General features: G+C 66.9%; 13 protein-coding genes. 3 read left to right on the top strand and 10 right to left on the bottom strand.

What is annotated here, in order from left to right; genetic code table 11:
* Window positions 1–26: 26 nt before the first annotated feature.
* Window positions 27–1343: an MFS transporter gene (locus VQ065_RS28865; RefSeq protein ID WP_003095819.1), complete on the bottom strand. Its 1317-nt coding sequence runs from the start codon at window positions 1341–1343 to the stop codon at window positions 27–29.
* A 175-nt stretch (window positions 1344–1518) separates the two neighbouring features.
* Here VQ065_RS28865 and VQ065_RS28860 point away from each other — a divergent pair, with 175 nt between their 5' ends.
* Both VQ065_RS28860 and VQ065_RS28855 read left to right on the top strand, forming a co-directional pair.
* Window positions 1519–2424, top strand: a complete 906-nt coding sequence (locus VQ065_RS28860; protein ID WP_003095817.1) for a LysR family transcriptional regulator — start codon at window positions 1519–1521, stop codon at window positions 2422–2424.
* A 90-nt stretch (window positions 2425–2514) separates the two neighbouring features.
* Window positions 2515–3282 carry a ParA family protein gene (locus VQ065_RS28855; protein ID WP_003095812.1) on the top strand — a complete coding sequence of 256 codons (768 nt, stop codon included), beginning with the start codon at window positions 2515–2517 and terminating at the stop codon, window positions 3280–3282.
* Window positions 3283–3303: 21 nt separating this feature from the next.
* Here VQ065_RS28855 and VQ065_RS28850 read toward each other — a convergent pair whose 3' ends face one another.
* From VQ065_RS28850 to VQ065_RS28815, 8 genes are all read right to left on the bottom strand, one after another.
* Window positions 3304–4119, bottom strand: coding sequence for a universal stress protein (locus tag VQ065_RS28850; protein WP_003095811.1), 816 nt, complete (start codon window positions 4117–4119; stop codon window positions 3304–3306).
* 112 nt (window positions 4120–4231) lie between these two features.
* The gene (locus VQ065_RS28845; protein ID WP_003095808.1) at window positions 4232–4684 is read right to left on the bottom strand and encodes a YiiD C-terminal domain-containing protein; all 453 of its coding nucleotides are present in this window, start codon (window positions 4682–4684) and stop codon (window positions 4232–4234) included.
* Between the two features lie 90 nt (window positions 4685–4774).
* Window positions 4775–6052, bottom strand: coding sequence for a bifunctional O-acetylhomoserine aminocarboxypropyltransferase/cysteine synthase (locus VQ065_RS28840; RefSeq protein WP_003095806.1), 1278 nt, complete (start codon window positions 6050–6052; stop codon window positions 4775–4777).
* A gap of 136 nt (window positions 6053–6188) precedes the next feature.
* A complete protein-coding gene (locus VQ065_RS28835) occupies window positions 6189–7163 on the bottom strand; it encodes a sulfite exporter TauE/SafE family protein (RefSeq protein ID WP_003095804.1) in 975 nt (324 codons plus the stop codon).
* 150 nt (window positions 7164–7313) lie between these two features.
* Complete coding sequence (selO, locus tag VQ065_RS28830; protein WP_003095801.1) at window positions 7314–8774, bottom strand: protein adenylyltransferase SelO; 1461 nt, start codon at window positions 8772–8774, stop codon at window positions 7314–7316.
* 66 nt (window positions 8775–8840) lie between these two features.
* Window positions 8841–12197, bottom strand: a complete 3357-nt coding sequence (gene mscK / locus VQ065_RS28825; protein ID WP_003095799.1) for a mechanosensitive channel MscK — start codon at window positions 12195–12197, stop codon at window positions 8841–8843.
* A 91-nt stretch (window positions 12198–12288) separates the two neighbouring features.
* Window positions 12289–14031 (bottom strand): potassium/proton antiporter, encoded by a 1743-nt coding sequence (locus VQ065_RS28820; protein WP_003095795.1) that lies wholly within the window; start codon window positions 14029–14031, stop codon window positions 12289–12291.
* A 292-nt stretch (window positions 14032–14323) separates the two neighbouring features.
* Window positions 14324–16126 carry an acyl-CoA dehydrogenase gene (locus tag VQ065_RS28815; RefSeq protein ID WP_003095792.1) on the bottom strand — a complete coding sequence of 601 codons (1803 nt, stop codon included), beginning with the start codon at window positions 16124–16126 and terminating at the stop codon, window positions 14324–14326.
* 301 nt (window positions 16127–16427) lie between these two features.
* On the opposite strand from VQ065_RS28815, the gene VQ065_RS28810 reads away from it, so the two are divergent.
* Complete coding sequence (locus tag VQ065_RS28810; protein ID WP_003095790.1) at window positions 16428–17264, top strand: 23S rRNA (adenine(2030)-N(6))-methyltransferase RlmJ; 837 nt, start codon at window positions 16428–16430, stop codon at window positions 17262–17264.
* A gap of 3 nt (window positions 17265–17267) precedes the next feature.
* Here the strand turns inward: VQ065_RS28810 and msrA are convergent, their stop codons facing one another.
* On the bottom strand, window positions 17268–17915 hold the full coding sequence (gene msrA / locus VQ065_RS28805) for a peptide-methionine (S)-S-oxide reductase MsrA (protein ID WP_003095789.1): 648 nt from the start codon (window positions 17913–17915) through the stop codon (window positions 17268–17270).
* Window positions 17916–18004: the final 89 nt, after the last annotated feature.

Here is an 18004-nt window from a genome sequence, read left to right as displayed (position 1 = left end):
GGCGCCGGGAGACCGGCGCCTCGAACTCAGTGGGCGGGCTGCGCCAGGGTGTTGCCAGGCAGGGCCGGCAGGCGCGCCAGGTGCAGCGAGACCAATACCGCGACCACCAGCAGCGAGCCGATGAACAGCCCGATGCCGTTCCAGCCGTAGTAATGCCAGAACACCCCGCCAAGGGTGCCGGCCAGGCTCGAGCCGACGTAGTAGCTGAACAGATAGAGCGACGAGGCCTGGCCCTTGGCGCGCAGGGCGCGGCGCCCGATCCAGCTGCTCGCCACCGAGTGCGCGCCGAAGAAGCCGAAGGTGAACAGCAGCAGGCCGGCGAGCATCAGCGGGATCGGCTCGAACAGGGTCAGCAGCAGGCCGCCGAGCATCAGCAGGATGACCGCCCAGAGCACCTTGCGTCGCCCCAGCTTGTCGGCCAGCGAACCGACCCAGGCCGAGCTGTAGATGCCCGAGAGGTAAACCACCGAGAGCACGCCGACCACCGCCTGGCTCATGTGGTAGGGCTCGGCCAGCAGGCGGTAGCCGATGTAGTTGAACAGGGTGACGAAGCTGCCCATCAGCAGGAAGCCGATCAGGAACAGCCAGGGCAGTCCGGCGTCGCGGAAGTGCAAGCGGTAGCCGTTGAGCAGGGTCGCCGGCTTCAGCGGTGCCGGCCGGAAGTGTTTCGATTCGGGCAGCACGCGCCAGAACACCAGCGCGGCGACCAGGGCCAGGCCGCCGAGGACCGCCAGTGCGGCATGCCAGGAGATGAAATCGACCAGGACGCCGCTGATCAGGCGTCCGCTCATCCCGCCGATGGCGTTGCCGCCGATGTACAGGCCCATCGACAAGCCGATGTGCTGCGGATGGATCTCTTCGCTGAGATAGGTCATCGCCACCGCGGCCAGGCCGCTCAAGGACAGCCCGACCAGCGCGCGCATCAGCAGCACGCCATGCCAGGTGGGCATCACCGCGCTGCCGAGGGTGAACAGCGCGGCGGCCAGCAGCGAGACGACCATCACCGGCTTGCGGCCGATCGCGTCGGAGATCGGGCCGGTGACCAGCAGGCCAAGGGCGAGCATGGCGGTGGCGACGGACAATGCCAGGCTGCTTTCCGCGGCGCTGATGGAAAACGCCTTGGACAGCACCGGCATCATCGGCTGGATGCAGTAGAGCAGGGCAAAGGTGGCGAAACCGCCGGAGAACAGCGCCAGGGAGGTGCGCATGAACTGCGGGGTGCCTTTTTCGATATAGCGTTCGACTTCGGTGGCGGCTTCCAGCACCTCGTTGGCTGCTTCGCGGGCCGCCTCGATTAACGCGGGTTCTTCTTCGGCCTGTGGCCGGACTTGCGGATTGCTCACGGGGCACCTCTGGGGACGGTGGCGAGCAGGCACAACGAGGCCGCGCCACCTGGATTTCAGGGACAAGGGGTCGTTGTTGGAGGTTATGTGGCAAAGGATATAGATAGGTTTATATGATTTCCAATATATTGATCGACACGATTGATATGTAAAAACACCTAATAGGAGGGGCCGCTTGGAACTCAGGCACCTGCGCTATTTCATCGCCGTCGCCGAGGAGCTGCACTTCGGCCGCGCCGCCGAGCGCCTGGGGATCTCCCAGCCGCCGTTGAGCCAGCAGATCCAGGCGCTGGAGGAGGAAATCGGTGCGCGCCTGTTCGAGCGCACCAACCGCCGCGTCGAACTCACCGACGCCGGCCGGCTGTTCCTCGACGAGTCCCGCCAGGTGCTGGCCCAGGTAGACAAGGCGGTGCTGCTGGCGCGTCGCGCCCACCTGGGGGAACTGGGCGAGCTGAAGATCGGTTTCACTTCCTCGGCACCCTTCACCTCGACCATACCCAGCAGCATCCATGCCTTCCGCAAGGCCTATCCGGACGTACACCTCGACCTGCAGGAAATGAGCAGCCGCCAGGTACTCAAGGCGCTGCTCGAGGAAAGCCTGCAGGTGGGCGTGATCCGCCCGCTGGCGCTGCCGGATGCGGTGCATTGGGTGGAGTTGTTCCGCGAACCGCTGGTGGCGGTGCTGCGGGCCGACCATCCGCTGGCGGCCGGCAGCGAGGATGGCCTGGCCATCGCCGCCCTGGCCGAGGAGCCCTTCGTGTTCTTCCCGCGCAGCTACGGCACCGGGCTCTACGACCAGGTCATCGCCCTGACCCGACAGGCCGGCTTCAGCCCGCGCATCGCCCAGGAGGCCAGCGAGGCGATGACCATCATCGGCCTGGTCTCGGCTGGACTGGGGGTGTCGATCCTGCCGGCGTCGTTCCGCCGCACCCGGGTCGACGGCGTGGTCTACCGCACCCTGAGCGATCCCGAGGCGACGACTGCGGTATGGCTGGTCCGCCGGCAGAACGAGGGCTCGCCGCTGGCGCTGTCCTTCATCGACCTGGTGACCCGCGAGGCGGCCAGCCTGCGCCGGCGCTGAACCGCTCTACGTCAGGACCGAGACGGCGCTCGCGCTTGCCCGCGGCTTTGCCTATCATCCGGGATCAGGCTCGGCTCACGGAGATTTCCCATGCGGCGCGTGGTGTTCAATCAGAAAGGCGGGGTAGGCAAGTCCAGCATCGCCTGCAACCTGGCGGCGGTCAGCGCGGCGGAGGGCTATCGCACCCTGCTGGTGGACCTGGACGCCCAGGCCAACTCCACGCACTACCTGACCGGACTGACCGGCGAGGACCTGCCGGTGGGGATCGCCGACTTCTTCAAGCAGACCTTGTCTTCCGGACCCTTCAGCAAGAAGGGCAGGGTCGACATCTACGAGACGCCGTTCGACAACCTGCACATCGTCACCTCCAGCCCCGAACTGGCCGACCTGCAGCCGAAGCTGGAGTCGAAGCACAAGATCAACAAGCTGCGCAAATTGCTGGACGAACTGGACGAAGACTACGACCGGATCTACCTGGATACCCCGCCGGCACTGAATTTCTACACGGTATCTGCGCTGATCGCTGCCGATCGCTGCCTGATTCCCTTCGATTGCGACAGCTTCTCCCGCCAGGCGCTGTATGGCCTTCTCCAGGAGATCGAGGAACTGCGCGACGACCACAACGAAGACCTGCAGGTCGAGGGCATCGTGGTCAACCAGTTCCAGCCGCGCGCCAGCCTGCCGCAGCAACTGCTCGACGAGCTGGTGGCGGAGGAACTGCCGGTGCTGCCGGTGTACCTGATGAGTTCGGTGAAGATGCGCGAGTCGCACCAGGCTTGCACCCCGCTGATCTTCCTCGAACCGCGGCACAAGCTGACCCAGCAGTTCGTCGAGTTGCACGGGCTGCTCGAAAGCTGAGCAGCCTCTGCGGCAGCGCTTCTACGAGGTAACCAGGACGTCGCAGCTCGGCTGGCGCAGGTAACGCTGCGCCAGGTTGCCGAGCAGCGCCTGCATCAGCGCGTTTCGGCTGTGCCGGCCGAGGGCGAGCAGCTCCGGCTGGCGCTGCTTCAACGCGGCGTCCAGGCTGTACGGCAGCACGCCGGGAACCACTTCGTGGCTCAGCTGCGGCCCGACGCCCGGCAGGCGCTCCTGCTCGTCGCTCAGCAATTGTTCGATCAGCCCGGCCTGGGTGGCCAGGTGCGCGGCATTCTGCCGGGGCAGGCCGAGCACGCCGTCGTCGGGGGACTCGAACACGTGCAGGGCGTGCAGGTCGGCTTCCACCGGCAGCAGGCGGTAGGCCTGGCGCAGCGCGGTACAGGCGCACTGGGAAAAGTCCAGGGCGCTGAGCGCCTGGCGGTAGGGTTCGTCCGCCTCGCGCACGGCGAGCAGCACCGGCACCCGGCTGCGCCGCACCACCTGGTCGAGGGTGGTGTTGCCGAAGCGTTCGAAGGTCTTCTGGTGGTGTGCGCCCATCAGCAGCAGGTCCGGTTCGAGCGCCCGGGTCTGCTGCAGGATGCCGTCGATCGGCTGGCCCCTGAACAGGTGGATGGCGCTGTCCTCGTCGAGGCCGGCCTCCTTGCGCTTGAGTTGCAGCATGGCGCTGACGGTCTTCACCGCCGACGCCGATAGCCCCGGGTCGTACACGTGCAGCAGACTGACCCGCGCATCGTGCTGGCGGGCCAACTGGGCGGCGCGGGCGAGGGCGACGTCGGCTTCCGGGGTGAGGTCGTGGGCGACCAGGAGGTGGCGGATCATGGCGGACTCCGTGGGATGGCTACGCTGGCTTCCCCACTGTCGCGCCGCAGCTCGCTACGGACCTTGATCCACGGCAGAAAAAACCTTCGCCGGGCCCTGCGAAATCTGCCAGTCAGGGCCGCGCGTGGCTGCGTAGCTGGTACAACGCGGTGCTTTCCGCCACCACCTCCCCCTGCTCGTCGGTGAGTTGCAGTTCGAGGCTGTATTCGGCCTTGCCGCGCTCTCCGGCCTCGGTTTCCAGTTGGCGGATGCGCTCGGCATCCAGGCGTGCCTCGACGCGGATGTCGCCCTTGGCCGGGCGGCGGAAGCGCAAGGTCATCTCCTTGACGATGGGATAGAAGCGGGCGCTGTCGAAGCTGGTCAGAAACAGCGCGCCACCGGGAATTTCGGCGAGGGTGAAGAGCGCCCCGGCGTACATGCTGCCGATGTGGTTCTCGTTGCCGGCGCCCGGCATGCGCAGGCGCACGTGGCCGGGTTCGAGGACTTCCGCCCTGAGTCCGCTGCGCTGGACGAAGGCGATCTTTTCTTCGGTCAGGTGCCTGGCGAGTTCGGTGGGCAGTGGCATGGCGTTCTCCATGTCGGGGATCCCAGCCAGACTAGCCGGCTGGCCAGGCCGGGCAAGGACCGAAACGCTCGCCCGGACTGACCGATCCGCTCAGCGTGCGGCGGCGGCCAGGGCCTGGTCGAGGTCGGCGAGGATGTCGTCGATGTGCTCGATGCCGATCGACAGCCGCACCATGTCGTCGGAGACTCCGGCGCGGGCCAGTTCCTCCGCGTTCAACTGGCGGTGGGTGGTGCTCGCCGGGTGGCAGGCCAGGGACTTGGCGTCGCCGATGTTGACCAGCCGCACCACCAGCCTCAACGCGTCGATGAAGCGCGCGCCAGCGGCGCTGCCGCCCTGGATACCGAAGGACAGGATCGCCGCCGGGCGGCCCCCCAGGTAGCGCCGGGCCAGGGCGTGCTCGGGGTTGTCGGCGAGGCCGGCGTATTTCACCCAGGCCACCTGCGGATGTTGTTGCAGGTAGCGGGCTACGGCGAGGGCGTTGTCGCAGTGGCGCTCCATGCGCAGCGCCAGGGTCTCCAGGCCCTGCAGGATGAGGAAGGCGTTGAACGGCGAGAGCGCCGCGCCCATGTTGCGCAGCGGTACTACCCGGCAGCGGCCGATGAAGGCGGCGGGTCCGAAGGCCTCGGTGTAGGTGACGCCGTGGTAGGACGGATCGGGCGTGTTCAGCAGCGGGAAGCGCGACTTGTTCGCCGCCCAGTCGAATCTGCCGGAGTCGACCACGATCCCGCCGATGCTGGTGCCGTGGCCGCCCATGTACTTGGTCAGCGAGTGCACGACGATGTCGGCGCCGTGCTCGAACGGCCGGCAGAGCACCGGGGTGGCTACCGTGTTGTCGACGATCAGCGGCACGCCGTGGCGGTGAGCGGCGTCGGCCAGTGCCTGCAGGTCGATGATGTTGCCCGCCGGGTTGCCGATGGTTTCGCAGAACACGGCCTTGGTCCGCTCGTCGATCAGCGCTTCCAGGGCGGCGATGTCGTCGTGGGCGGCGAAGCGCGCCTGGATGCCGATGCGTGGGAGGGTGTGGGCCAGCAGGTTGTAGGTGCCGCCGTAGAGCTTGGCCACCGAGACGATGTTGTCGCCGGCCTCGGCGACGGTCTGGATCGCGTAGGTGATGGCCGCCATCCCCGAGGCCACCGCCAGCGCCCCGACCCCGCCTTCCAGCGCCGCGACGCGCTGTTCCAGTACGTCGTTGGTGGGGTTCATGATCCGTGTGTAGATGTTGCCCGGTACCTTCAGGTCGAACAGGTCGGCGCCATGCTGGGTGTCGTCGAAAGCGTAGGAGGTGGTCTGGTAGATCGGCACCGCCACCGCGCGGGTGGTCGGGTCAGGGCTGTAGCCGGCGTGGACGGCCAGGGTTTCCAGTTTCATGCAGCGTTCCTTCGGGCAGATTGGAAGGACGCAGCATGGGAAAGCGCGCCGGGCGGGTCAATGCGCCCGGGCAAGGAAAAGCGTGCCTGGTTAGACTGTTGTGTTCGCCGCTTATGCCTGAGCGGCGGCGTCGGTTTCAGCGCAGGCCGATGTAGATGTTGTAGGCGCTGATCAGGGTGATCAGGGTGCCGACGATGACCAGCAAAGTGCGCGGCGAAAGCTTCTTGCACAGCAGGGCGGCGAACGGTGCGGCGAACAGGCCGCCGAAGACCAGCCCGGCGACCATCTTCCAGGTGTCCGGCTGGCCGGCGAGGAGGATGAAGGAGGTGGCGCTGGCGATGGTCAGGAAGAACTCGGCGAAGTTCACCGAGCCGATGGTGGTGCGCGGGTCGCTACCCGAGCCGATCAGGCTGCTGGTGACCACCGGGCCCCAGCCGCCGCCGCCGGCAGCATCGACGAAGCCGCCGAAGAGTGCCAGCTTGGCCACGTGGCGCGGTGCCCGGCGCTTGATCACGTGGCGGTAGGCCTTGCTCAGGATGTACAGGCCCATCAGCAGCAGGTAGGCGGAGATGAAGGGCTTGAGCTGGTGGCCGTCGAAGCGGGTTATCAGCACGGCGCCGAGCACCGCGCCGATCATTCCCGGCAGCAGCAGGCGGAGGAAGAGTGACTTGTTGACGTTGCCGAGCTTGACGTGGGAAATCCCGGAAAAGCCGGTGGTGAACACTTCGGCGATGTGCACGCTGGCGCTGGCAGCGGCCGGCGTGGCACCAGCGCTGAGCAGGAAGGTAGTCGCGGTGATGCCATAGGCCATGCCCAGCGCACCGTCGATCACCTGGGCGAAGAAGCCCACCGCCACCGCGCTCCAGAAACCCCGGCTGGTCAGGGCCTGCTCGATGATCTCGAAGCCGTTGCTGCCGCCGTTGTCGAAGAACAGGCGCCAGGCCAGGAAGGCGAGCAGGCCGACCAGGATCAGCACCGCCGCCCACATGGCGGCGCGCAGTACCGGGTGGTCGTCCGGATGGGTGACGAAATCTTCGACAGGAGGCAGACCTAGCGCCTGGTGTTCGGTGTTGATCGAACTCTGGCTGAGATCGAGGTCGCGTATCTTCATGCGGCAAGGCGCCTGACAGGAGGTGGTAGAACAGGCTGGAATAAGTGTGGCGGCGAAGATAATCGGCTTTTCTTAGTGCGTCTAAGAAGTTTTCCGAAGGTATTTATTCCATTGCGGCATTATCGGCCGCCGTTCTGTCAGGGCATCCCGTCAGGAGGAGCAACTGATTTCCAGGTGCCGCCCCCAGTCCGGTGGGCGCCGAGTGAAGCGCTCCATGCCCGGCTGTTCCTCGAACGGGCGACTCAGCACCTGGTGCAGCAAGCGGACTTCCGTGTAGTCGCCCTGCTCGGCCGCTTCGATAGCCTGCTGTGCCAGGTAGTTGCGTAGCACATAGAGCGGATTGACCGCGTGCATGCGCCGGCGCCGCGACTCCTGGTCTCCGCCTTCTTCCTCGACGCGCCGGCGGTAGGCCTCGGCCCAGCGGTCGAAGGCCTCGCGGTCGACGAAGTCGTCGCGCAGGCTGGCCAGCGCCCGCTCCGGAGTCTCCTCGCCGAGTCGGCGGAAGAACAGCGAGTAATCCACCGCGCTGCCCTGCATGCGCTGCAACAGTTCCTGGACCAGGGCCTGGTCGTTCTCCGCGGCGACGCCCAGGCCCAGGCGCCGGCGCATCAGATCGAGGTAGTGGGCCTGGTAGAGGGGCAGGAACAGGTCGAGGCTGGCGCGCAGTTCGTCCACTTCCACCAGTGGCGTCAGCGCCTGGGCCAGGGCGGCCAGGTTCCAATGGGCGATCGGTACCTGGTTGCTGAAGGAGTAGCGGCCGGCGTCGTCGGAGTGATTGCAGATGTGATTGGCGTCGAAATCGTCGAGGAAGGCGTAGGGCCCGTAGTCAAAGGTAATGCCGAGGATCGACATGTTGTCGGTGTTCATCACCCCGTGGCAGAAGCCATAGGCCTGCCAGCGGGCGATGAGTTCGGCGTTGCGCTCGACGACCTGGCGGAACATCGCCGCGTACGGCCGCTCGGCTGCGTTGCAGTCGGCGAAGTGGTGTTCCTGGACGAACGCCGCCAACTGTTTCAACTGGTCGTGCTGGCGGGTGTAGTAGAAGTATTCGAAGTGACCGAAGCGCACGTGGCTGGGCGCCAGGCGCAGCAGCATCGCCGCGCTTTCCTTCTTCTCGCGCCAGACCGGCGTGCTCGAACCGATCACGCAGAGCGCCCGGCTGCTGGGAATGCCCAGTGCCGGAAGGGCTTCGGAGGCGAGGAACTCGCGGATCGACGAGCGCAGCACGGCGCGCCCGTCGCCCATCCGCGAGTAGGGGGTCTGGCCGGCGCCCTTGAGGTGCAGGTCCCAGTGCTCGCCGGCCTGGTTGATCACCTCGCCGAGCAGCAGGCCGCGGCCGTCGCCCAGGCGCGGGTTATAGGAGCCGAACTGGTGGCCGGAATACACCATCGCCCGCGGCTCGGCCTCCGACCACAGCTTGTGCCCGCCGAACAGCTCGGCGAACAGCGCTTCGTCACTGGTTTCCGCTGGCAGGTCGAGCAGCGCCAGGGCGGCGGGGCTGGCTACCACCAGGCGCGGCTCGGCGATGGGGTCGGGCAGGACTTCGGTGGAGAAGGCGTCGCCCAGGCGGGCGAAGCGGTTGTCGAAGTCGAGGTCGTCGAGTGATTTCAAGAGAGGCCTCCGGCAATTCCCGAGCATTGTGCTGGGAATTGCCGGAGGGCGTCCAGGCCCGGAGGTTCAGCGGGTCGGTTCGGCGGGACCGTCCTGGCCCTTGAGCGCGGGCGGATTGCCGACGCCGCTGTGCTGCGGCTCGCCGACGAACAGCTGGACCTGCTGGCCCTGGAGGTTCTTGACGAACACATCGACCTGGTTGAAAGCCATGTCGATCTTGTGTTCGCGGAAGCTGGTGGCGATCTTCGTCAGGATCTCGTCGGTGGAGGGGTTGCGGTCGCCCAGTTCGCGGACGTGGAAGCGCAGCTCGTAGTCGAAGGTACTGGCGCTGATGGTCAGGAAGTACAGCAGCGGCTCCGGGTCGCGCAGTACCCGCGGGTTTTCCTTGACCGCCTGCATCATCAGCTTGCGCGCCAGCGGCAGGTCGGTCTCGTAGGCCAGGCCGATCTTGATGGTGACCCGGGTCACGGTATCGCTCAGCGACCAGTTCACCAGTTGCCCGGTGATGAAGGTCTGGTTCGGGACGATGATCTCCTTGCGGTCGAAATCGGTGATGGTGGTGGCGCGGATGCGGATCCGACTGACCGTGCCGGACAGGTTGCCGATGGTCACCACGTCGCCGATTCGTACCGGACGCTCGAAAAGGATGATCAGGCCGGAGACGAAGTTGGAGAAGATCGCCTGCAGGCCGAAGCCGAGCCCTACCGAGAGCGCCGCCACCAGCCATTGCAGCTTGTCCCAACTGACCCCGAGGGTGGACAGGGCGCTGACGATGCCGATGCCGCTGATGGCATAGGAAAGCAGGGTGGTGGTGGCGTAGGCGCTGCCCTGGGCCAGGGTCAGGCGCTGTAGCACCAATACCTCCAGCAGGCCGGGCAGGTTGCGCGCCAGGGCCACGGTGACCACCGCGATGGCCAGCGCCGCGAGGAAGTCGCGCAGGCTGATCGGCACGCTGGTGGCCGCTTCGCCGGTGCCGGCGGTGTACTGGTACAGGGTGACGTTGTCGAGGTAGGAGATCACGCTGATCAGGTCGGCCCAGACCCAGTACAGGCAGACGATGAAGCCGATCAGCAGGGCCAGGCGGATCAGCCGCAGCGATTGCTGGTTGATCTGCTCGATGCCGAGGGTCGGCTCCTCGACGTTGGTCTCGCCGTCGACGCCTTCCTTCGCCGCGTTCTGCCGTTTCGCCAGGGCCCGGGCGTAGGCCAGGCGCCGGGCCGCCACGCCCAGGCCGCGGACGAAGGCGGCTTCGATGACGAACCAGAGCAGCAGCAGGTAGAGGGTATCGATGAGACGGTCGGTGAGCTTCAGCGAGGTGTAGTAGTAGCCGAAGCAGACCGCGACGAAGAGCACCAGCGGCAGCGCGGTGAAGAGGAGGCCGACGATCATCTTGATCAGCGACGGACGCTCGTCGCCGGGGCTGCTGAACAGCAGGCGGCTGAGCAGCCAGGCCATGGCCGCGTAGCCGAGCAGGACCACGGCGATGCCGATCACGTCGTCGGCCAGGCTCGCCGGCTGGTGCTCGGCCACCGTCACCACGCCGACCAGCGCCAGGACCACAACGCCGAGGCGGACCAGGTGCCTGTCGAGGAAGCCGACCTGTTCGCGGCTCCAGTGGAAATGCCGCTCGGCGATGCCGCCCGGGGTGAGGATGCGATGGGCGGTGTAGAACAGCAGCCAGACCTGAGCCATTTCCAGCAGGGCGCTGCCGAGGGTGGCGTTCTGGCCGCGGGCGTCCAGCAGCAGGGCCAGGCCGGCGACGGCGAAGGTCAGGGTGCCGGGCAGGGCGAGGAGGATGGTGATCAGGATCGCCAGCGGGGTATGCAGCTGGCTGTCGCGCTTGAAGTGGCCGATGTCGTCGTTCAGCTCCGCCAGCTTGTCGTACAGGTAGCGGCGTTTCCACAGCAGAGCGGCGATCAGCAGGAACAGCGGCAGGAACAGCAGCGGCCGATCGACCAGGCCTTCGCCCAGTTCACGCACCCCGGAGCCCCAGGGGATCTCGGTGAGCTGGTTCTTCAGCAGGGTCGGGGTCATCTTGAACCAGGACAGGTCGAGCGGCTGGTTGCTGGGAATCCAGAACATCTGCTCGTCGAGGGTGGTGCGCAGGCTCTCGCTGGTGGAAAGCAACTGCTTCTGGTTCAACTGCAAGGTGATCGCTTCGTTGAGCAGCGCGTTGAGTTCGTGGTTGAGCCGTTCGAGCAGCTCGGAACGGGTTGCCAGCAGGGTGTCGAGATCCTTGCGCAGTTCCGGCGTGACCTGCTCGCTGGGCTGCTGGGCGAGCAGGTCGTCCAGGTATTGCTGCGGGGTCGCCAGCTTGTCGCGTTCCTGGTTCAGTTCGAACTGGCCGAGGCGCAGGTCGGCGATCTCGTCGGCCAGGCTCTGGTCGGTCTTGATCTTCGGCAGCGCCTGTTTCTGCTTGTAGAGGATGCGCGACAGCAGCAGGCTGCCGCGCAGGACGTTGATCTGTTCCTCGAGGGCCTGGTTGGACTGGGTCAGGTTGTCCAGTTGCTGCTTGGTCTCGAGGTTGCGCCGGGTGAGCACGTTGAGGCGGTCGGTGGCGCGCAGCAGGTAGTCGGAGAGACGCAGGTTCTTGGCGTTCTCCTGGCTCAGCAGGCTGTCGGTGCCGGCCCCCTGGGCGCCTTCCTTGGACAGCTCGGCGACGGTCTTTTCCGACTGCTCGCGGCGCTTCTCGCTGATCAGCGCCTGCAGGTCGAGGGTTTCCTTTTCCAGGCGCGAGATCTTCTCGGTGAGCAGATCGTGCTGGCTCTTGCCGAGGTCCTGCAGCAGGTTGTTGCCGGCCAGTTCCTGGCGCAACAGCTGGCTCTGCACGGTCAGCGCGGCCTGCTCGGCGAGCAGCTCGCCGCGACGGTCGGCGTTGATCGCCTTGCCGCTTTCCTTGCCGGCCTTGAGCAGCGAGCCGATCTCCAGGATCCGTGCCTGCATGCTGCTGATGCCGGCCTGGGCTCGTTCCGGGCGGGTCTCGGCGGTGATCGACAGGCTGTTGGCCTCGCCCAGGGCCTTCTGCCACTCGGCCTGCTGGGTGGTGCGGTCGTTGAGCAGCATCTCCAGGCGGGCCACGCTCTCGCCGCTGTAGCGCTCGCTGACCGGGCGTTCGCGGGTCTTCTTCAGGCGCTCCAGTTCGCGCTGGTTATCCTCGATCTGCCGGGGCGCGTCGCTCAGGCGCTTTTTCAGGTCTTCCAGGCTCTGCAGCGCTTCGTCGCGCGCGGCGAGGAACTTGAGGGTCTGTTCGAGTCTGGCCTTGACGACCTTCTGGTCGGCTTCGGCGAGCTTGCGTTCGGCCAGCTTGTCGAGGCTTTGCTGGACGGCTTCGGCCGAGGGCGGCTCGGACTGGGCGAGGAGCGGCGGACTGGCAAGGCAGAGGCCGAGGAAAAGAGTAGCGATCAGGGAGCGGAGGGCAGGCATGGTCGAGAAGAGACTCGAAGAAGGGTGAATGCAGGTTAGTGGTGGCTCCGGGACGCCGCAAGGCGTCACGGAACGGGGATTCGACAGGAAATCAGAGGAAAAGTCCGGGCCCTGGGCGGCCTTCCGGAAACTTCACGCCGACCTTGCGGATACGGTTGCCTTCCAGGGCGGCCACGGTCCAGGTCAGGCCGTTCCACTCCACCTGGTCGCCGATCACCGCTTCGCCGCCGATCTCGTGGGCGATGAAGCGGCCCAGCGCTTGCTCGCCGTCGATGCCGTCGAGCTTCAGGCCGTAGAGCGAGGCCACCGCCGACAGCTGGGCATCGCCTTCCAGCACGAAGTCGCCGAAGAAGCGCGCGCCGAGGCCGCGGTCGGGCGCCTGGCTGAACAGCTTGCCGAGGGCCGGCAGGTCGTGTTCGTGGCCGATCACGCAGAGGATGTCGTCGGCCTCGAGGATGGTGCTGCCCGACGGGTGGAGCAGTTCGGTGCCGCGGAACAGCGCGGCGATCCGGGTCCCGCCGGGCATCTTCAGCTCGCGCAGGGCGGCGCCGATGCACCACTTTTCCTTGTTCAGGTGGTAGACGAACAGCTCCCACTCGCTGGTCGGGTGGATCTCCAGGCCGGCGCGGGATATCGGTGCCGGGTCCGGCGGCACCACCACCCGCAGCAGCCTGGCCGCCCAGGGCAGACTGGTGCCCTGCACCAGCAGCGAGACCAGGACGATGAAGAAGGCCACGTTGAAGAACAGCTGGGCGTTCGGCAGGCCGGCCATCAGCGGGAACACCGCGAGGATGATCGGCACCGCGCCGCGCAGGCCGACCCAGGCGATGAAGGCTTTCTCGCGGTCGTGGAAGGCGCGGAACGGGATCAGTCCGATCAGCACCGACAGCGGTCGCGCCACCAGGATCATCCACAGCGCCAGGGCCAGCGCCGGCAGGGCGATCGGCCACAGGTCGTGGGGGGTGACCAGCAGGCCGAGGACCAGGAACATGCCGATCTGCGCCAGCCAGGCCATGCCGTCGAGCATGTGCAGGATGCCGTGGCGGCTGCGGATCGGCCGGTTGCCGAGGAGCAGGCCGCACAGGTAGATGGCCAGGATGCCGCTGCCGCCGACGGCGTTGGCCAGGGCGAACACCAGCAGGCCGCCGCTGATCACCAGCAGCGGGTAGAGGCCGCCGGCCAGGTGCATGCGGTTGATCAGTTGCAGCAGCAACCAGCCGCCGCCGAGACCGAGCAGGGCGCCGAGACCGAACTGCTGCACCAGGTGCAGGACGAAGCCCCAGCTGAGGCCGGTCTGGCCGCTGGCGAGCATCTCGATCAGGGTCACGGTGAGGAATACCGCCATCGGGTCGTTGCTGCCCGATTCGATCTCCAGGGTCGCGGTGACCCGCTCGTTGAGACCTTTGCCGCCGAGCAGGGAGAACACCGCGGCGGCGTCGGTGGAGCCGACGATGGCGCCGATCAGCAGGCCTTCCATCCAGTGCAGGTCGAACAGCCAGGCCGCCGCGATGCCGGTCAGGCCGGTGGTCACCAACACGCCCAGGGTGGCCAGCGACAATGCCGGCCAGAGCGCCACGCGGAAGCTGGAGACGCGGGTGCGCAGGCCGCCGTCGAGGAGGATCACGGCGAGCGCCAGGTTGCCCACCAGGTAGGCCACCGGATAGTTGTCGAAGACGATGCCGCCGACCCCATCGTTGCCGGCGATCATGCCGACGGCGAGGAAGATCACCAGGATCGGGATGCCCAGGCGGGAGGACAGCGAGCTGACGAGGATGCTCATGCCGACCAGCACCGCCCCGATCAGGAAGAAATTATTGACGGTGACGGCGTCCAAGGTCGGCCTCCTCGCGGCGGGACAGGGGGAAGGCGACGCTACGGGTCGGTTTTACGTAGGGGAATTACGTAGACAGGATGCAGGCCGCATGCCAAGTGATTCTAACCTGCGGATTTGGCGGACTGTAAAGGGGCGTCGGCGGTTTTTTTCGAAGGAATTCCGAGGCTTTCGCGTTGTCCGGGCGAGTGCGCGCGAACTCGCTGGCGTGGCCGCCAGGCAACGGCAACCCGGCGTTCATGCCCGGACATAAAAAAGCCCCGGACGTGACCGGGGCGGGAAAGGGCAGGCAGGATCAGAACCATTCTTCCTGCATGCTCGAACACACGTCGTCGCGGGCCTCCAGCAGCGCCAGTTCGTGGTGGCAGCCAGGCACTTCCCAGGTCAGGAAGTAGCGAGCGGCCTGCAACTTGCCGCGATAGAAGTCGGCGTCGGCGCAGTCGCCGCGAGCCAGCCCTTCCTCGGCGCGGATCGCCTGCTCCAGCCAGCGCCAGCCGATCACCGCATGGCCGAACACCTTCAGGTACAGCGCCGAGTTGGCCAGGCCCTGGTTGACCTGGCCCTGCATCAGGTCGCCGAGCAGCGCCAGGGTCACCTCGGACAGCCGCGCCACCAGCCGTTCCAGCGGCTGGCGCAGGGCGGCCAGGGATGGATGGGCTTCGGCGCGCCGGCAGGCGTCCTGGATCAGGCGGGTCAGCTGGCGCAGGCCGGCGCCGTTGTTCTGCCCGACCTTGCGTCCCAGCAGGTCGAGGGACTGGATGCCGTGGGTGCCTTCGTGGATCGGGTTCAGGCGATTGTCGCGGTAGTACTGTTCCACCGGGTATTCGCGGGTGTAGCCGTGGCCGCCGAGGATCTGGATCGCCAGCTCGTTGGCCTTCAGGCAGAACTCCGAGGGCCAGGACTTGACGATCGGGGTCAGCAGGTCGAGCAGTTCGTGGGCCTGGCGGCGCTGTTCGTCGTCCTCCAGGGTCTGGCTGTCGTCGAACAGGCGCGCGGCGTACAGGCCCAGGTCGAAAGCGCCTTCGACATAGGCCTTCTGGGTCAGCAGCATGCGCCGCACGTCGGCGTGGCGGATGATCGCCACCTGTGGCGCGCTCGGGTCCTTGCCGTCCGGCAGGCGGCCCTGCGGGCGTTCGCGGGCGTACTCCAGCGAATAGAGGTAACCGGCATAGCCAAGCATCACCGCGCCCATGCCGACGCCGATGCGCGCCTCGTTCATCATCTGGAACATGTAGGCCAGGCCGTGGTGCGGCTTGCCCACCAGGTAGCCGACGCAGGCGCCGTTGTCGCCGAAGTTCAGCGCGGTGGAGGTGGTGCCGCGATAACCCATCTTGTGGAACAGGCCGGCGAGGATCACGTCGTTGCGCGGCCCTAGGCTGCCGTCGGCGTTGACCAGGAACTTCGGCACGATGAACAGCGAGATGCCTTTCACCCCCGGCGGTGCATCCGGCAGCTTGGCCAGGACCATATGCACGATGTTCTCGGAGAGCGGGTGGTCGCCGCCGGAGATGAAGATCTTGTTGCCCTTGATCCGATAGCTGCCGTCGGCAGCCGGTTCGGCGCGGGTGCGGATGTCGGAGAGGGAGGAGCCGGCGTGCGGTTCGGTGAGGGCCATGGTGCCGAAGAAGCGGCCCTCGATCATCGGTTGCAGGAAGCGCTGCTTCTGCTCCTCGCTGCCGAAGCTCTCGATCAGGTTGGCGGCGCCCATGGTCAGGAACGGATAGGCCGAGCTACCGACGTTGGCCGCCTGGAAGTGGGCGAAGCAGGCCTGCGACAGCAGGGTCGGCAACTGCATGCCGCCCTGCTCGAAGCTGCGGGTGGCGTTGAGGAAGCCGGCGTCGAGGAAGGCATCCACTGCCGGCTTCACTTCCGGAATCAGCGTGGCTGAGCCATTCTCATAGAGCGGCTCGTGTTCGTCGCCCTTGCGGTTGTGCGGGGCGAACAGCTTTTCCGCCAGGCTCCGCGCGGTGCCGAGGGCGGCATCGAAGGTTTCGCGGCTATGTTCGGCGAAGCGCGGGCGCTGGGTCAGGGCTTCGGCATCGAGGACTTCGTACAGCTCGAACGCCAGGTTGCGGGAACTGAGCAGGGTTTCGGACATGACGACCTCGGCGAAAGGGGATCGTGGGGCGGCGCGGCGAAGGCATCGACCGTCGCAGGCGGTGCCAGGGTGCCAGCGAGTCTAGGCTGGTGAATGAAGGTCGCCAACCAACATCGATATGCGTGATACAAGGGCCAAACCTGCGACGGCGAGACCGCTGCCGAAGCCTCGGGAGGCTGGTAGAATCCGCGCCCCTCGCCCATGGGCGAGGGCCTGTGCCGACGCGGGGTCGGCGCGAATCCGCCGGGGCCGGGCGGTCTGGCTAGCAGCGCTGCCTGGCGCTGTCCAAGGAGCAGTCATCATGAACTATCGTCACGCTTACCACGCCGGCAACCATGCCGATGTCTTCAAGCACCTGGTGCTGGCGCGAATCTTCGCCCTGCTGGGGCGCAAGGACACGCCGTACGCCTACCTGGACAGCCATTCCGGGGTCGGCCTCTACGACTTGCAGGGTGACGAGGCCAGCCGCACCGGCGAGTGGGAGCAGGGCATCGCCCGCCTGTGGGAGCGCGAAGGCCTGCCCGAGCAACTGGACGATTACCTGGACGTGATCCGTCACCTGAACCCGGACGGCTCCCTGCGCTACTACCCGGGCTCGCCGGAACTGGCACGGCGCCTGACCCGCGCCCAGGACCGCGTGCTGCTCAACGAACTGCATCCCGAGGACGGCCGCCTGCTCAAGGCCAACATGGCTGGCGAACGGCGGGTCGCCGTGCACCAGGGCGACGGTTGGCTGCTGCCGCGGGCGTTCCTGCCGGCGCCGGAAAAGCGCGCGGTGCTGCTGATCGATCCGCCGTTCGAGCAGGCCGACGAATTGCAGCGTTGTGTCGCTGCGCTCGACGAGGCGATCGGGCGGATGCGCCAGACGGTGGTGGTGATCTGGTATCCGATCAAGGACGAGCGCCAGCTCAAGCGTTTCTACCAGGCCCTGGAACGTAGCGTCGCGCCGAAGCTGCTGCGTGCCGAGCTGCACGTGCATCCGATCGACGACGCCGAGCGTTTCAACGGCTCCGGGCTGGCCATCGTCAATCCGCCGTGGCCGCTGGAGGACGAACTGCGCGACCTGCTGCCCTGGCTGGCCGAGGTCATGGCCCAGAGCCAGGGCGGCTGGCGTCTCGACTGGCTGGTGGCGGAATAGTCGTCAGGCCGGCAGGCACACCCCGGTGCCGCCCAGGCCGCAGTAGCCGTTGGGGTTCTTCGCCAGGTACTGCTGGTGGTAGGCCTCGGCGTAGTAGAAGGGCGGGACGTCGGCGATCTCGGTGGTGATGCGGTCGTAGCCGGCTTTCGCCAGTTCGGCCTGGAAGCTCTCCCGGCTGGCCATGGCCGCGGCCTTCTGGGCCGCGTCGAAGGTGTAGATCACCGAGCGGTACTGGGTGCCGATGTCGCCGCCCTGGCGCATGCCCTGGGTCGGGTCGTGGGCTTCCCAGAATACCTTGAGCAGCTGTTCGAAGCTGGTCTCCTGCGGGTTGTAGACCACCAGCACGACCTCGCTGTGGCCGGTCAGGCCGGAGCAGACTTCGTCGTAGGTCGGGTTCGGCGTGTAGCCGCCGGCATAACCCACCGCGGTCACCCAGACGCCCGGTTGCTGCCAGAGGCGACGCTCGGCGCCCCAGAAGCAGCCCATGCCGAACAGCACCTGTTGCAGGCCGGCGGGGAACGGCGCGGTCAGCGGGCGGCCGTTGACGAAGTGCGCTTCGGGCACCGGCATGGCGCTTTCGCGACCCGGCAGGGCCTGGTCCGGCGTGGGCAGCTCGCTTTTCTTGGTGAGGATTTCAGAACGCAGAACCATGGCTCTCGTCTCCTGCTCAGGGGGTAGGCGAATGACTCGCGGATGAGCACAGAGAGTACAGCCTTTCCGCGCCGGCGGGGGAGGCCTGG

The sequence above is a fragment of the Pseudomonas sp. KBN10P06128 genome (assembly GCF_037574945.1).
Lineage (GTDB): Bacteria > Pseudomonadota > Gammaproteobacteria > Pseudomonadales > Pseudomonadaceae > Pseudomonas > Pseudomonas aeruginosa.
This window is presented reverse-complemented; position numbering and strand designations above follow the sequence as displayed.

What these genes read in the sequence shown, in the direction of transcription:
- VQ065_RS28855 (WP_003095812.1), top strand. Translation starts at nt 2,515, where the DNA reads ATGCGGCGCGTGGTGTTCAATCAGAAAGGCGGGGTAGGCAAGTCCAGC.
- VQ065_RS28850 (WP_003095811.1), bottom strand. Translation starts at nt 4,119, where the DNA reads ATGATCCGCCACCTCCTGGTCGCCCACGACCTCACCCCGGAAGCCGAC.
- VQ065_RS28845 (WP_003095808.1), bottom strand. Translation starts at nt 4,684, where the DNA reads ATGCCACTGCCCACCGAACTCGCCAGGCACCTGACCGAAGAAAAGATC.
- VQ065_RS28840 (WP_003095806.1), bottom strand. Translation starts at nt 6,052, where the DNA reads ATGAAACTGGAAACCCTGGCCGTCCACGCCGGCTACAGCCCTGACCCG.
- VQ065_RS28835 (WP_003095804.1), bottom strand. Translation starts at nt 7,163, where the DNA reads ATGAAGATACGCGACCTCGATCTCAGCCAGAGTTCGATCAACACCGAA.
- mscK (WP_003095799.1), bottom strand. Translation starts at nt 12,197, where the DNA reads ATGCCTGCCCTCCGCTCCCTGATCGCTACTCTTTTCCTCGGCCTCTGC.
- VQ065_RS28815 (WP_003095792.1), bottom strand. Translation starts at nt 16,126, where the DNA reads ATGTCCGAAACCCTGCTCAGTTCCCGCAACCTGGCGTTCGAGCTGTAC.
- VQ065_RS28810 (WP_003095790.1), top strand. Translation starts at nt 16,428, where the DNA reads ATGAACTATCGTCACGCTTACCACGCCGGCAACCATGCCGATGTCTTC.
- msrA (WP_003095789.1), bottom strand. Translation starts at nt 17,915, where the DNA reads ATGGTTCTGCGTTCTGAAATCCTCACCAAGAAAAGCGAGCTGCCCACG.